The sequence below is a fragment of the Saccharibacillus sp. CPCC 101409 genome, assembly GCF_030518235.1.
Taxonomy (GTDB): Bacteria; Bacillota; Bacilli; order Paenibacillales; family Paenibacillaceae; genus Saccharibacillus.
Map to the genome: position 1 here is coordinate 1 of NZ_JAULSA010000016.1, position 13,101 is coordinate 13,101.

Here is a 13,101-nt window from a genome sequence, read left to right on the forward strand (position 1 = left end):
CGTTGAATGAAGCGTACACGCTTTAGGTACGGTTCATTCGTTGAATGAAGCGTACACGCTTTAGGTAGGGTTCATTCGTTGAATGAAGCGTACACGCTTTAGGTACGGTTCATTCGTTGAATGAAGCGTACACGCTTTAGGTACGGTTCATTTAGAGGACGAAAAGGCAGGCAAAGATGCACTTCGGTGAGTTTGCGCACACGGCCTAATGAAGGCCGATTCATAAAGTCCGTTTTTGCCTCTTCCGCTTTGCTCCCCTTGCCCCTTTCCTGCCCATTACTCCGCTCACTTTCCACCCAGCGCCGGGAGCACGAACCGGCGCATCAGCTGGCGCGGGTTCTTGTAGCGGCTGACGCGGCTGTCGGAAGTGAAGACCGCCACCGCGTCCAGCGTCGGCAGCACGTAGATCTGCTGCCCGCCGTGGCCGTGGGCGCAGGCGTAGGGCGCGCCGGCCAGCTCGCCGGCCCACCACTGGAAGCCGTAGTCGCCGAAGCCTTCGTAGCCGGCCGTCTGCGGCGAGAGCATCTGCCGCGTCCAGTCCGCCGGCAGCACCCGGCGGCCCTCGAACGTGCCGCCTTCGAGGCAGCACTGCCCGAACCGGGCCAGGTCGCGCGATGTCAGCGCGAGCCCGATATGGCCGGCGCTGACGCCTTCGCGCGCCGGCGACCAGGCCGCGCTGCGGATGCCCAGCGGCGCAAACAGTTCGCGCTGCGCGAAGCTGAACGCGTCTTCGCCCGTCCACTGCGTAAGCACGGCCGACAGCAGGTGCGAGTCGGTGCTGCGGTAAGTGAACGTGCCGCGATCTTCCGGCACGACGGGAAGGCACAACGCGAACGACACCCAGCTGCGGCTGCGGTGGAACGGGCGAAGCAGCGATTCGCCCAGGCTGCGCCCGGTCTTCCAGTAGCTGCCCGAAGTCATGGTCAGCAGCTGGCGCAGCGTGATTTCCCGCGCGAGCGGATGGGCGTCCTTCGGCCAGACCGCTTGCAGATGGGCGAAGATCGAAGCGTCCAGGTCGGGACGCCCGGCGCGCTCGTGCGCGATGCCCAGCAGCGCGGCGGTGAAGCTTTTGGTGGCCGAGCGCAGATCGTGCAGCGTTTCCGGCGCGGCGCCGCCGTAATAGCGCTCGAAGATCAGGCGCCCGCCGCGCAGCAGCAGGAAGCTGCGCAGCTTCGGATGGCTCTGCTCGGCGGCTTTGCCGCCCTGGAGCAGCGTGAATTCATCCGTCCCCGTCTCTTCGGGACGGGCTTCGGGCATCGGCGGCGCGAAGGTGCCGGACGAGACGATCAGCGGCGTGGAATGCGGCATGGCGGCCTCCTTGGGGCCCGGCGCACGGCCGGGCCGGTTGTTTTGATGGGGAAGAGCAACTTTTCCTGATCGTTTTCGTTAAAGAGTTATAACCGTTTTTAGGCAATCCGTCCCTGTATTCGGCAAGCTTCGTACCCAATTTTCTTGAAAAATGTTATACTCGTAAGTAAGCATCTTCTTAACTTAGTCTTTGTTTTCGTTTGGAGGAGAGTCGCATCCGGCCAAAAAGAGAGAAGTGAAAGGCAATCCGGAAGTGATTCAGTTGGCATTTCGTCGGGTAAGTTAAGTTTCAAAAGTGGAAGTTTGCTTTTTTCTAACGGCGGCGCGCTTCATCCACCCGGTATACGGGGAGGGCGCCGTGGGCAGTGCGATCACCTGATGATCTCAAGGGGCGTCTGTCGGCAGCAGATTTTTTTGACATTCTCGATAACGAAATACGTTCCGGGAGGGAATTATGATGGCGACCAAAGGTCATAACGAAGTCAAGGAAAGTCTGCGGGAAATGACTCGTATTTTTCGTCCGAGCGATCCGAAGAAATTCGTCAAAGAATATGTTCGGAAGTATCACATTATGGGCGGGTACGAGGAAGAATTGACGCTGGTGGTAGAGAACGAGATGGGCAAGCTCAACTCGTCCGCTTCCTAGGGAGAAGTCCGGAAGCGCCGCGAATATCGTCGGTGCGCCGAATCGAACGCAGTTGCAAGCGCAAGTGTGAATGAAGATGCCTTTGTCCGGATACGTCCGGCAACCGAACAATCGAATTGAATTTGCTGCACCCGTACGCAAACGATCGCAACCGTCCTTTGGAGCTTATGGCTCGGAGGACGGTTTTTTTGACGAAGCTCCGGCTGGCCCGGCGTAATCGGGCGGCGCGCGGCTCCGAAGCTCTTGACGAACCGTTTTTTTTCGGTTAATGTGTGCTTATCAATATATACAGGAGCACAGAGGAGCGCGCGACTTTTTACTTTACGAACGGCTTGTCTCAATCGGATGGTTGGTTTCGCCCGGTCGAGCCCAATCTACTGTATTCAGGCAGACAGGCTGCCGGAACGGCGCTTTGTGTACGGGAACGGAGGGAAATATGAAGGAGAATTTTCGTCAGGCCTGGCTGATCGTGGTCCGGGAACTGCGGATCGATCGCTATTATTTGCTGGCTTCGCTGCTGTTTATTTTGTATATGGCCGTTTTTGCGGGACTCATGATATCGGCTCTGGACCGGGAACCGCGTTTTTCGCTGCTGGCGGACCTGCTGTTCTGGCTGGCCGTGTCCGGCATCGGGTATTATTTTTCCAAACGGATCTTCAAATACATTACCCAGGACTCTTATACGCATATGCTCGCCTACTATCGCACGCTGCCCATTCCGCCGCAGGCGCTCGCCCTGGCCCGTATACTGCAAATGGTAATGTCGTTCATCGTAAACGGGATCGTCTTCTTCGGCCTGATGTATACGCTGTACGGGGAGCTGCGGCAGCTGCTGGGAATCGGCGCTTATATCGGCTTCGCGCTGACCTGGACGGGCCTTGCGCTGCTGACCAACGCGTTGTATATCGTCATGGAATGCCTGATGAAAGGCAAAGCGTATTTCTGGTACAGCTTCGTGCTGATGATCGGCGTAACGGCGATTATGCTGATTCTGCGTCTAACGGGTATTCATCCGCTGGAAGAAAGCATCCGGACCTCGGCGCGGTTGGGAATGGCGTCTCCGGTCATGTGGCTGCTGCTCGCGGCGGGAATCGCTTCGGCTTACTGGGCGTACCGCACGATCGTGCGCAGACTGCCGAAGCGCAATCTGGCCTAACCCCAAGAAACAGGCGGGAGACAAAGGAGTGAAGTTATGCGAATTCCCGTGCAAATCAACGAAAGCAGCGCCGAGCCGCTGTATCACCAGATCGAGACGCAGCTGCGTTCGCTGATCGTGACCGGGCAGGTCGCGGAAGGCACGCTGCTGCCGTCGATCCGGGAGTTTGCGGCCGATTTGAAATGCAGCGTCATCACGATCCGGCGCGTGTATCAGGACCTGGAGAACGAAGGACTGCTGCGCACGCGGCAGGGCACCGGCACGTTCGTGACCAGGGTGGATACCGACGACCGGGAAGAATACAAGAAGCAGATCGTGCTCGAAGCGGTGCGTTCTCTGCTGGACGCGGCGAGGTCGGTCGGCTATTCGCCCGAAGAATTGAAAGCGCTGGTCGATGAAACGCTTCGCAAGGAAGAACGTAAGTAACCGGGAGCGCGCCCAAAAAGCCCCTGCCCGGCATCCCAATCGCCGGAGCGAAGGCGGGCGTTTTCCGGACCGCCCGTTACGAGGACCGGAAAAGGAGTGGAGCAAGATGGAGAATACCGTGGTGGAATGGCGGGGCGTCGTCAAGCGGCGCGAGCGGATGACGCTCGGCCCGGTCGATATCGAACTGCGCGAGAACCACGTCACCGCGCTGATCGGGCGCAACGGCTCCGGCAAGTCGACGCTGATGAAGCTGGCCGCCGGCTTGATCTACCCCGACGCGGGCGAAATCAGCTGGTTCGGCAGCGCTTATCCGGACGGCATTCCGGCCGAAGTGCGCACCCGGATGTCGTATGTGCCGGAGAATTTCGCTACCGAGGAAGACGGCATCAAGATGGATGCGGCCGCGGAATTCCGCTCTTTCTGGTACCCGTCCTGGGACTGGCAGCGTTACGAAGAGCTGCTGCGCAAGTTCGAAGTGCCGGGCGGGAAGAGGCTGGACAAGCTGTCGAAGGGGCAGCGGCGCAAGTTCGAGATCGCGGCGGCGCTGGCGGTGCGGCCGAAGCTGCTGCTGCTCGACGAACCGTCTTCGGGCCTCGACCCTTTTGCCTGGAAAACGATGCTGGAAGAAATCCGGCGCTGCGTGGAAGAAGACCGGGCGACGGTGCTGCTGTCCACGCATATCGTCGAGGAAGTGCGCCGGATGGCGGACTATCTGCTGCTGCTCGACGGCGGGCGTTCGCTCGGGATCAGGGAGAAGGACGCGCTGCTGGATGCGGGCCGCGAAGTGTGGATCGAAGACGACGAAGAACTGGTGCGCGAGCTGCCGGGCGTGACCGAATGGGCGCGCGAATCCGAAGGGATGATCCGCTTCGTGACGACGGATTACGCCGGAGCGGCGGCGCTGCTGGGCGAAGCCGGCGTCCGGCCGATCCGGGCGCGGGCGCTGGAACTGGACGAGATGATGGAACATTGGATGGAAGGGCGTCTTTCTTCTTAATCTTTTTCGAGCAGGATGCCCGGCGTTTCCCAAACGACAGAGAGGGAGGATGAAGATGGCGGAAAGACTGGTTTTGCGGGATGTAATCAAGCGTTACGGCGACAAGACGGCGGTAGACCGGATTTCGCTGGACGTGCACGAAGGCGAGATCTACGGGCTGCTGGGCGCAAACGGCGCGGGCAAAACGACGACGATGCGCATGGTGCTGGGGCTGATCTATCCCGACGACGGCAGCATTACATACGGAGGCCATGCGTACGGAGGCGATGTCCAGCGCGATGTCGGCTATCTGCCGGAGGAACGGGGACTGTACCCGAAAGTCAAAGTCAGCGAGCAGATCGTGTATCTGGCGAAGCTGCGCGGGATGAACGGGGCGGAAGCGGACAAGAGCCTGCGCTACTGGCTGAACAAGTTCGACGCCGACGAGTATTACGACAAGCGGATCGAAGAATTGTCGAAGGGCAATCAGCAGAAAATGGGCTTTATCGCCGCGGTGGTGCACCGTCCGAATATCCTGATCCTGGACGAAGCGTTCAGCGGTCTCGATCCGGTCAACGTCGAACTGCTGAAGCTGGCGGTCAAGGAGCTGCGGGAAGAAGGCGCCAGCATTCTGTTCTCCACCCACCGGATGGAGCATGTCGAAGAATTGTGCCGCAGCATCACGATTCTCGACCGGTCCAAAACGGTGCTGCAGGGCGATATCCGCGAGATCAAGCAGCGCTTCCCGCGCGAGCAGATCCTGCTGAAGACGCTGTCCCCGGTAAGCGGACTGGAAAGCCTGCCCGGCGTGACCGGCGTCGAAGGAGATCCGGAAGGCTATACGATCCGGATCGCCGACGAATCGGCTGCGCTGCCGGTACTGACCGAAGCGATGCGCCAGAGCGAAGTGCGGCATTTCGAAGTCAAAGAACCGACGCTGAACCAAATCTTTATCCGATCGGTGGGTGAGCGGCATGAATAGACTGGGCACGGTTGTCGGCTTTACGTTCAAGAACAAAGTCCGCACCAAATCGTTTGTGATTACGACGCTGCTGCTGGCGCTGCTGATGACGATCGGGATTCACGTTCCGTTCCTGATCCAGCTTTTTACCGGCGGAAACGACGAAGGCGGCGACCGGATCGGGCTGGCGGCTTCGGGCGAATATACCGAAATCGCGCAGCAGATCGAAAGCTATGCGTCCGGGCTGCCGGATTCCGACGTGACGTTCGTGCGTCTTGACGGAACCGGCGATGCGGCGGCGCTCAAGCGGCAGGCGGACGACCAGGATCTGGCCGGCTATCTGGAGTTCGAAGCCGGCGGCGAAGCGGGAGCTTTCCCGGCTGCCAGATACGTATCGGAGAACGGCTCGATTCCGGCCAATGTGCAGGCGGTGCTTCAGCCGGCGCTGGAAAGCGCCAAAACGACGTTTATTGCGCAGGACGCGCTGAGCGAAGCGCAGATTGCGCAGCTCATGACGCCGGCTCGGCTTCAAGCGTCCAGCTATAACGAGCAGACCGGCGCGTCTTCCGGTACCGGAGGGGCGAGCGGCGGCGAAGACAAGCTCAATCCGATGAACTTTATTACCGTTTACGTGCTGATGACGCTGTTCTTCTTCTCGGCGATGCTGACCGGCAATATGATCGCGTCGGAAGTTACGTCGGAGAAAAGCTCGCGCGTGATGGAGATCCTGATTACGAGCGTGTCTCCGCTGACGCAGATGTTCGGCAAGGTAATCGGCGTGTTTCTGGTCGGCCTGCTGCAAATCGCGGTATTCGGCGCCACGATCGCGATCAACCTGATGCTGCCGTACAACCGCAACGTGCTGTCGGGCTTCGATCTCGATTTCTCGCAGCTGCCGGTCGACGTGCTGATCTACGGCCTGATCTTCTACATCCTCGGCTACTTCCTGTACGCGCTGCTGTATGCGGCGGTCGGTTCGATCGTGAGCCGGACGGAGGATCTGGGCCAGGCGGTAACGCCGCTGACCATGCTGTCGCTGGCCGCGTTCTATATCGGCATCTTCAGCCTGAGCAACCCGAATTCGCTGCTGATGAAGATCGCGTCGTTCGTGCCGTTCACGTCGCCGACGACGATGATCGCGCGGATCGGGCTCGGCGAGATTCATTTGTGGGAAATCGCCGTTTCGGTCGTGCTGCTCGGCGCGGCGATCTTCTTCTTCGGCTGGCTGTCGGCGAAGATCTACCGCACGGGCGTGCTGATGTACGGCAAGCGCCCTTCGTTCAAAGAACTGCGCAAAGCGATGAAGGCGTACAAGATTTAAGCGTTCCGAAGAAGCGCGATCGGAAGAAAAGCGGCTCGCCGACGGCGGGCCGTTTTAGTTTGCGTTTGCCCAAAGCGTAACGATTATTATAAAATGTAAGTTAGTCGGTTCTTTTTTCGTGTAAGCCGGTTCTTTTTAGAGGGGGAGATGCGATGGTTCAAGGTAAAACGCACAAGTCGAGTAAACTGCTGAAGATATTTTCCAGGGTGCTGCTGATCGTGATCGGCGCCGCCATTACCGCGTACGGCCTGGAGGCCGTGCTGATTCCCAACAACGTCTCGGACGGCGGGGTGACGGGGATTAGCATCGTCGGTTCGGAGCTGTTCGGCCTGCCGCTGGGCATTCTGATCGCGGTCATCAATATTCCTTTTGTGTGGCTGGGTTATAAACAGATCGGCAAAAGCTTCGCGCTGTATTCGGTGGTCGGGATCGCCGCGCTGTCGGTCGGCACGACCATGATGCACCATGTGCATACGATTATCGACGGCGATACGCTGCTCGTTACCGTGGTCGGCGGGATTATTATCGGTCTCGGCATGGGTATCGCGCTGCGCAACGGCGGAGCGCTCGACGGAATCGATATGCTGGCCGTGCTGCTGTCGCGCAAGCTGCCCTTCGGCACCAGCGACCTGATCCTGTTCCTGAATACATTCGTATTTGTGATCGTGTCGACGGCGTTCGGCCTGCAGGGCGCGATCATGTCGGCGCTTGCGTACTTTATCGCTTCCAAAGTGATCCATATCGTCGAAGAAGGCCTGAGCGGCTCCAAGACGTTCAAGATCATCACCAACCAGCCGGAAGTCATGGTGGAGACGATTCGCGACCGTCTGGGCCGCGGAGCCACTTATTCTGACGCTTACGGCGGCTATTCCAACGAGCAGTTCAAAGAAATCACCTGCGTCATCAACCGGATGGAAGAAAGCAAGATCAAAGAAATCATCCACGAGATCGACGAGAACGCTTTTGTCGTCGTATACGATGTGGCGGAGGTCAGAGGCGGCAATTTCAAAAAGAAAGATATTCACTGATTGAACGGCTTGAGCGCGGAGAAAGCCTTGCGCGGCATAGCGTGAACCGTTTCGAAAACGGAGGTTTCGGCTGCCTGCGGCGGCCGGAGCCTTTTTGGCGCGGCCGGGGCTGTTAACTTCGTCGGCCAACCTTCCGCGCTGTCTTGACAGAGCATCCAAGGTTCATTATGTTTACTTTAAACAAAGTAAGCCGATCAGCCGGTCCGTGGGGCAAAAGATCATAAAAAGGCGGAGAAAAAGATGTCACTTCAAATCGTGATTCTGGGAATGCTGTGGGACCGGGACGGCCATCCTTACGAACTCAAAAAAAGAATTCAGCACTTCGAACTCGACGATATTATCTCGATTACGGACGGTTCGTTGTATTACAATATCGAAGCCCTGGTCAAAAAAGGCTTTATTATTCCGGTCGAGGTGGTGCATACCGAGAACCGGCCGGACAAAACGACGTATGCGATCACCGAAGAAGGCAAACGGGGGCTGGAAGAAAATATTTACAAGCTGTTCCGCAAAAGTCTGGACGTCAAATCGCTGTACAGCGCGATTCCTTTTATTCGCCGGGCGAACGGCGGCAGGCTGGCGATCCTGATCGAAGACACGATTGTCACCCTGAAGCATCGGGCCGAACTGGTCAACAAAAATAAAGAGCTGCATCCCGAGCTGCGCGAGCGGGAAGAGATCTGGTTCCTGGGCGATCTGGCGGAGCAGTCGCTGCAAACCGAGATTCGGTGGTTCGAACGGCTGCTGGAGATCGTCAAACGAATGGGCGAACCGCAGACGGACCAGGCCGGGGATGCCGCCGAAGCGTAATTTTGAAAAATAAACAGCAAGAATAGTCGAAACTTATCCGGCAGCCGGATAAGTTTTTTTGTTTGTTGCAATTTTATTTCCTGCAATTTCTTGGAAGACAGTTGACATTTTAAAATTTGAATATATACTCTAATTAAAGTAATACAAACAAAGTAAATATAAAAGTGGAGGCTGTACCGTGAAAGAATTTTTGCGCAATAAAACGATTCTCGCCGGCGTATTTATGATGGCTTTTTACCAGGTGATTATGATCGGCATCTTCATGTGGGGGTACAGCGCGGTACCCCGAAACATCTCCGAAATGACCGCCGCGATCGTCAACGAAGATCAGCAGACGGGCCAACAGCTGGTCACCCAGCTCGAAAGCAATCTGCCGTTCAAGCTCGTGACGGATCTATCGCTGAGCGAAGCGCAGACGCAACTGAACAATCGCGATATTCAGCTGATCGTGCACGTTCCGGCCGACTTTACGACGGGGCTGACCACACAGGGCGCGCAGGCCAAGCTGGACTTCTTCATTAACCAGTCCAATCCGCAGACGGCGGTCAGCACGATGCAGAATGTCGTCAACCGGATCTCGGATCAGTTTATCGTCCAGACGCAAACGCAGAGCTTCACCAAGCTGCTGGAGCAGTTCCGGATGCCCGAAGACCAGGCCGCCCAGACGGTAAACGGCGTAATGAACAAAGTCGTGTCGAACGTGGTGACGACCAACACGCCGCCGGCCGGCCTGCATAACCAGATGGCGCCGATGTTCCTGTCGATGGCTTCTTACGTCGGTTCCATGATCTATGCGATGATGAGCGTGACCGCGCTCAATCAGACGAAGCCGAAGCTCGGCAAGCTGAGAGCGTTCTTGTCGCTGCAGGGGGTCAACGTGCTGCTGTCGCTGATCGTGCCGCTAATCGGCGTATCGATCTACTTCGGCATCCAGGGTTACGGCGCGGAAGCGTTCTTCAAGACCTGGATGACCCATTCGTTCGAGATGTTCGCCGCGATCCAGTTTACAAGCATCGCCTGCATGCTGCTCGGACAGGCAGGCATGATCCTCAACATGCCGCTCGTCCTGATTCAGAGCCTGGTCTGCGGCGCGACGATTCCGCGGGAAATGCTGCCGGGCTTCTTCCAATTCATGAGCCGTATCTCCCCGATGTACTACAGCGTGCATATCGACTACAACGTCCTGTTCGGCGGAGGCAATACGTCCGCCTACCTCGTCGGACTGGCGCTGGTAGCCGGCGGAGCGCTGCTGATCAATATCGTGATCCACGCCTTCAAGCCGCTCAAAGCACGGCGCGAAGCGGCGGCTTCTCTGCTGCCGTCGATGTAAGAGCGGCAAGACGCCTGTCCAAACGTCCGTCCCCGGCAGGGGCGGACGTTCGACAGGCGTCTTTTATTTGCGGGAAGAACCGTTCCCGCGCAGCCGATCGTCCGCGCATGGACATGCGCGGAAGCGGAAGAAAAGAGGTTCAGGACAGGTCGATCAGCACTTTGACCGTTCCCTGCGCGCCGATCGCTTTGTCGAACGCGGCGCCGATCTCGTCCAGTTTGTACACCTGCGTGACCAGGCCGGCCAGACTGGCGTGGCGGCTGCTCAGATGGCCGACGACTCTGGCGAAGTCTTCATGCGTATATCCGCTCGCTCCGCGTATCTGTACTTCTTTGGACATGATCTGCCCGAGACTGACGGGTACGTCCTGCTTGTATACGGCGATGATCGATACGCGCGCCTGCGGCTTGACGATCCGCATCACGTCGTCAAACAGCGCGGGCGCGCCCGCGGCGTCGATAAACGCATCGACATCCGGCACGCACGTCCCGGCCGTAGACGTTCACGCTGCCGCAAGCGGCGGCAAGGCCGTCCGCAAGCGGCGTTTGCGACGTGTCGACCGTACGGGCGCCCAGCCTGGCCGCGTGATCCAGTCTCCACCGGTCGATATCGACCACGCAGACGTGTTCGATGCCTTCGGCGAGCAGGCTGGCCGCTGCAAGCAGTCTGATCGGTCCGGCGCCCAGCACGACGATATGCTCGCCCGGCTGCGGATTCGCGCTGAACGCGCCGTGCCGGCCTACGCTCATCGGCTCCAGCAGCGCCGCCGCTTCCAGCGGCACATCGTCCGGGAATACGTACAGGTTGCGGTCCAGCTCCGCGTCTTCCACCAGCACGTACTGCGAGAAGCCGGAGCATTCCAGCGATTTGCGCCGTCCGGCCCGCTTGGCCGTGATCGGGTTGATGCCGACGCGCAGACCGACCGTGATCTCCCGCGGCACTTCCGCGCCGACCGCGGCGATTTCGCCGGCCATTTCGTGTCCGAACTCGGCGCCCAGGCCGATGCCGAGATCGCCGCCGCCCGCTTTGACGATGTTGATATCGGTGCCGCAAATGCCGCTGCGCAGATTGCGCACCAGCACGTCTTTCGGCCCTACGGCCGGAATCGGTTTTTGTTCGAGGCGAATATCGTTTCGACCCTGATAGATTGCCGCTTTCATCATAGACATGCGCGTTCACTCCCCGGTTATAATGATGGTGTACGCTTTCCATTTTCGCCGGTCGCGATGAACTGAATCTAAACACAAGATGAGTCCCGGATGAAAGGGGGAGGTCTATGCGAGCCGAACCGCCGAAACGAAATACCCGCAGATCGGCGCGCGGGGTCGGACGCAGGCGCAGGCAGCAAAGGCATCGAAGTCGCGATCACGTCGGATTACCGCAGCTCCGAAGAGCAGGACCGGTTGTACCGTCAGGGCAGGCAGGACCCCGGCAGTATCGTGACCAATGCCCGGGGCGGACAGTCGTACCACAACTTCGGGCTGGCCGTCGATTTTGCGCTGCGCGATTCCCGCGGGAATATCGTCTGGGATATGGAAATGGACCGCAACGGCAGCGGGCAGTCCGATTGGATGGAAGTTGTGGCGATAGCCAAACGTCTGGGCTTCGACTGGGGCGGGGACTGGAACGATTTCCCGGATTATCCGCATTTGCAGATGGATATGGGCTACACGCTGCGGCAGCTCCGGCACGGGAAATATCCGAAAGGCTCGGCGCTGGGGGAATGAAGGGCGCGGGGCGCAGCGTTGGACGGCGGTATAAAAAAGACGGCTTCGCGTTTGGGCGAAGCCGTCTTCAGGCTGTCGAGCAAGCGGGGTAGGGTTCCCGGCGGAAAATAGCGGCACAGGTACACTTATTTGGGGCGAAATCCTTCGATTTCTTCAAATAGCGACGCAGGTGCAGCTATTCGGGAGCCAAAGGCCGAATCGAAGCGGAAAAGCACGAAATAATTGTATCAGCGCAGTTATTTGCTCGAAAACGTAAGATTAAGCCGGAATAAGGGCCTATACACAGCTATTTGGATTCGTCCTGCCGCAGCCGCAGCCGCGTATTCGCGTCCGTTATCCGGCGGATAAGATCCGAGAGAGTCGTTACACCCGCCCGACGATCCCTTTGACCAGCGCGACGAACTTTTCCCGGACCCGGGCCGCGACTTCGATCACTTCGTCGTGGCTGAGCGGCTGATCCAGAATGCCGCAGGCCATATTGGTCAGGCAGGAAATGCCGAGCACGTTCATCCGGCCGTGGGCCGCGACGATCGCTTCCGGCACGGTGGACATGCCGACGGCATCGGCGCCCATGGCGCGGATCATGCGGATCTCGGCCGGCGTTTCGTAAGCGGGACCGCTCCACCAGGCGTATACGCCTTCGCGCAGCCGGACGCCCTGCTCCTGCGCGACCGAAGAAGCGATTGCGCGCAGTTCCGGCGTATAGACTTTGGACAGATCCGGGAAGCGCGGCCCCAGCTCGTTGTTGTTAGGGCCGATCAGCGGGTTTGAGCCGACCAGGTTGAGATGATCCGTAATCAGCATCAGGTCGCCGGGTTCGAAGCTTTCGTTGACGGCGCCGCAGGCGTTGGTAATCAGCAGATTTTCCACGCCGAGCGCTTTCATCACGCGGACCGGGAACGTGACTTCGTCCAGCGTAAATCCTTCGTAATAGTGAAAACGGCCTTTCATCGCGACAACGGTCCTGCCGTCCAGCTCGCCGATCACCAGCTCGTTCGCATGGCCCACCGCTTCGGATTTGGCGAAATTCGGGATCTCGCTGTACGGAATGGTGATCGAGTTTTCGAGCTCGTCGGCGAGCCCGCCCAGGCCCGAGCCCAGGATCATCCCGATCGTCGGACGATAAGCGGTTTTGCCCTGGATAAAGTCTGCGGTTTCTTGAATACTTGGTGTGCTGTGCATAGTTGCGCCTCCCGATAGGGTATTTTGATTAGGGCGTGTACGCAAAATCCGAAGGCAGCTAAAGATGCACATTGCTGAGTTTGCGTACACGCCCTAAAATGAAGCGATGATGCAAATATGGAAAAAAAGAAGCGGATTCTCGCGCCGCCGCTTCGCTGACGTACCGAGGACCAGTTTACCGGCCGAGCCGCCGTTTGTAAATAAAACGCGCCGCTCCGGCTCGAACCGAT

The 13,101-nt window shown here is 58.5% G+C and carries 14 protein-coding genes; 10 read left to right on the forward strand and 4 right to left on the reverse strand.

Annotated elements, in window-relative coordinates; genetic code table 11:
- Positions 1–285 precede the first annotated feature (285 nt).
- Positions 286–1,308 (reverse strand): serine hydrolase domain-containing protein, encoded by a 1,023-nt coding sequence (locus QWJ34_RS22805; protein ID WP_302731407.1) that lies wholly within the window; start codon positions 1,306–1,308, stop codon positions 286–288.
- Positions 1,309–1,765: 457 nt separating this feature from the next.
- Here QWJ34_RS22805 and QWJ34_RS22810 point away from each other — a divergent pair, with 457 nt between their 5' ends.
- The 9 genes from QWJ34_RS22810 (at position 1,766) to QWJ34_RS22850 (ending at position 9,962) form a co-directional block, all read left to right on the forward strand.
- A complete protein-coding gene (locus QWJ34_RS22810) occupies positions 1,766–1,954 on the forward strand; it encodes a hypothetical protein (RefSeq protein WP_018977850.1) in 189 nt (62 codons plus the stop codon).
- 436 nt (positions 1,955–2,390) lie between these two features.
- On the forward strand, positions 2,391–3,110 hold the full coding sequence (locus QWJ34_RS22815) for a hypothetical protein (RefSeq protein WP_302731408.1): 720 nt from the start codon (positions 2,391–2,393) through the stop codon (positions 3,108–3,110).
- A 36-nt stretch (positions 3,111–3,146) separates the two neighbouring features.
- Positions 3,147–3,536 carry a GntR family transcriptional regulator gene (locus tag QWJ34_RS22820; RefSeq protein ID WP_302731409.1) on the forward strand — a complete coding sequence of 130 codons (390 nt, stop codon included), beginning with the start codon at positions 3,147–3,149 and terminating at the stop codon, positions 3,534–3,536.
- Between the two features lie 106 nt (positions 3,537–3,642).
- Positions 3,643–4,533 carry an ATP-binding cassette domain-containing protein gene (locus tag QWJ34_RS22825; protein ID WP_302731410.1) on the forward strand — a complete coding sequence of 297 codons (891 nt, stop codon included), beginning with the start codon at positions 3,643–3,645 and terminating at the stop codon, positions 4,531–4,533.
- A gap of 55 nt (positions 4,534–4,588) precedes the next feature.
- A complete protein-coding gene (locus QWJ34_RS22830) occupies positions 4,589–5,494 on the forward strand; it encodes an ABC transporter ATP-binding protein (protein ID WP_302731411.1) in 906 nt (301 codons plus the stop codon).
- Entirely contained in the window at positions 5,487–6,794 is a 1,308-nt protein-coding gene (locus QWJ34_RS22835) for an ABC transporter permease (RefSeq protein ID WP_302731412.1), read from the forward strand. Before QWJ34_RS22830 ends, QWJ34_RS22835 begins: the two co-directional genes overlap by 8 nt.
- A gap of 152 nt (positions 6,795–6,946) precedes the next feature.
- Complete coding sequence (locus QWJ34_RS22840) at positions 6,947–7,822, forward strand: YitT family protein (protein WP_302731413.1); 876 nt, start codon at positions 6,947–6,949, stop codon at positions 7,820–7,822.
- Between the two features lie 240 nt (positions 7,823–8,062).
- Complete coding sequence (locus QWJ34_RS22845; RefSeq protein WP_302731414.1) at positions 8,063–8,632, forward strand: PadR family transcriptional regulator; 570 nt, start codon at positions 8,063–8,065, stop codon at positions 8,630–8,632.
- Positions 8,633–8,810: 178 nt separating this feature from the next.
- Positions 8,811–9,962 carry a YhgE/Pip domain-containing protein gene (locus tag QWJ34_RS22850; protein ID WP_302731415.1) on the forward strand — a complete coding sequence of 384 codons (1,152 nt, stop codon included), beginning with the start codon at positions 8,811–8,813 and terminating at the stop codon, positions 9,960–9,962.
- 139 nt (positions 9,963–10,101) lie between these two features.
- Here QWJ34_RS22850 and QWJ34_RS22855 read toward each other — a convergent pair whose 3' ends face one another.
- Together QWJ34_RS22855 and QWJ34_RS22860 are read right to left on the reverse strand one after the other, a co-directional pair.
- The gene (locus tag QWJ34_RS22855; RefSeq protein WP_302731416.1) at positions 10,102–10,443 is read right to left on the reverse strand and encodes a zinc-binding dehydrogenase; all 342 of its coding nucleotides are present in this window, start codon (positions 10,441–10,443) and stop codon (positions 10,102–10,104) included.
- Entirely contained in the window at positions 10,391–11,131 is a 741-nt protein-coding gene (locus tag QWJ34_RS22860) for an alcohol dehydrogenase catalytic domain-containing protein (RefSeq protein WP_302731417.1), read from the reverse strand. The genes QWJ34_RS22855 and QWJ34_RS22860 overlap by 53 nt, the downstream gene beginning before the upstream one ends.
- 90 nt (positions 11,132–11,221) lie before the next feature.
- Here QWJ34_RS22860 and QWJ34_RS22865 point away from each other — a divergent pair, with 90 nt between their 5' ends.
- Positions 11,222–11,689: a M15 family metallopeptidase gene (locus QWJ34_RS22865; protein WP_302731418.1), complete on the forward strand. Its 468-nt coding sequence runs from the start codon at positions 11,222–11,224 to the stop codon at positions 11,687–11,689.
- A gap of 363 nt (positions 11,690–12,052) precedes the next feature.
- Here QWJ34_RS22865 and QWJ34_RS22870 read toward each other — a convergent pair whose 3' ends face one another.
- Positions 12,053–12,871 (reverse strand): purine-nucleoside phosphorylase, encoded by an 819-nt coding sequence (locus tag QWJ34_RS22870; RefSeq protein ID WP_302731419.1) that lies wholly within the window; start codon positions 12,869–12,871, stop codon positions 12,053–12,055.
- Positions 12,872–13,101 lie beyond the last annotated feature (230 nt).

Excerpts from the sequence above, each read along its gene's own strand:
- QWJ34_RS22810 (WP_018977850.1), top strand. The coding sequence starts at position 1,766 with ATGGCGACCAAAGGTCATAACGAAGTCAAGGAAAGTCTGCGGGAAATG.
- QWJ34_RS22860 (WP_302731417.1), bottom strand. The coding sequence starts at position 11,131 with ATGTCTATGATGAAAGCGGCAATCTATCAGGGTCGAAACGATATTCGC.
- QWJ34_RS22830 (WP_302731411.1), top strand. The coding sequence starts at position 4,589 with ATGGCGGAAAGACTGGTTTTGCGGGATGTAATCAAGCGTTACGGCGAC.
- QWJ34_RS22845 (WP_302731414.1), top strand. The coding sequence starts at position 8,063 with ATGTCACTTCAAATCGTGATTCTGGGAATGCTGTGGGACCGGGACGGC.
- QWJ34_RS22840 (WP_302731413.1), top strand. The coding sequence starts at position 6,947 with ATGGTTCAAGGTAAAACGCACAAGTCGAGTAAACTGCTGAAGATATTT.
- QWJ34_RS22805 (WP_302731407.1), bottom strand. The coding sequence starts at position 1,308 with ATGCCGCATTCCACGCCGCTGATCGTCTCGTCCGGCACCTTCGCGCCG.
- QWJ34_RS22815 (WP_302731408.1), top strand. The coding sequence starts at position 2,391 with ATGAAGGAGAATTTTCGTCAGGCCTGGCTGATCGTGGTCCGGGAACTG.
- QWJ34_RS22835 (WP_302731412.1), top strand. The coding sequence starts at position 5,487 with ATGAATAGACTGGGCACGGTTGTCGGCTTTACGTTCAAGAACAAAGTC.
- QWJ34_RS22865 (WP_302731418.1), top strand. The coding sequence starts at position 11,222 with ATGAAAGGGGGAGGTCTATGCGAGCCGAACCGCCGAAACGAAATACCC.
- QWJ34_RS22825 (WP_302731410.1), top strand. The coding sequence starts at position 3,643 with ATGGAGAATACCGTGGTGGAATGGCGGGGCGTCGTCAAGCGGCGCGAG.
- QWJ34_RS22820 (WP_302731409.1), top strand. The coding sequence starts at position 3,147 with ATGCGAATTCCCGTGCAAATCAACGAAAGCAGCGCCGAGCCGCTGTAT.
- QWJ34_RS22870 (WP_302731419.1), bottom strand. The coding sequence starts at position 12,871 with ATGCACAGCACACCAAGTATTCAAGAAACCGCAGACTTTATCCAGGGC.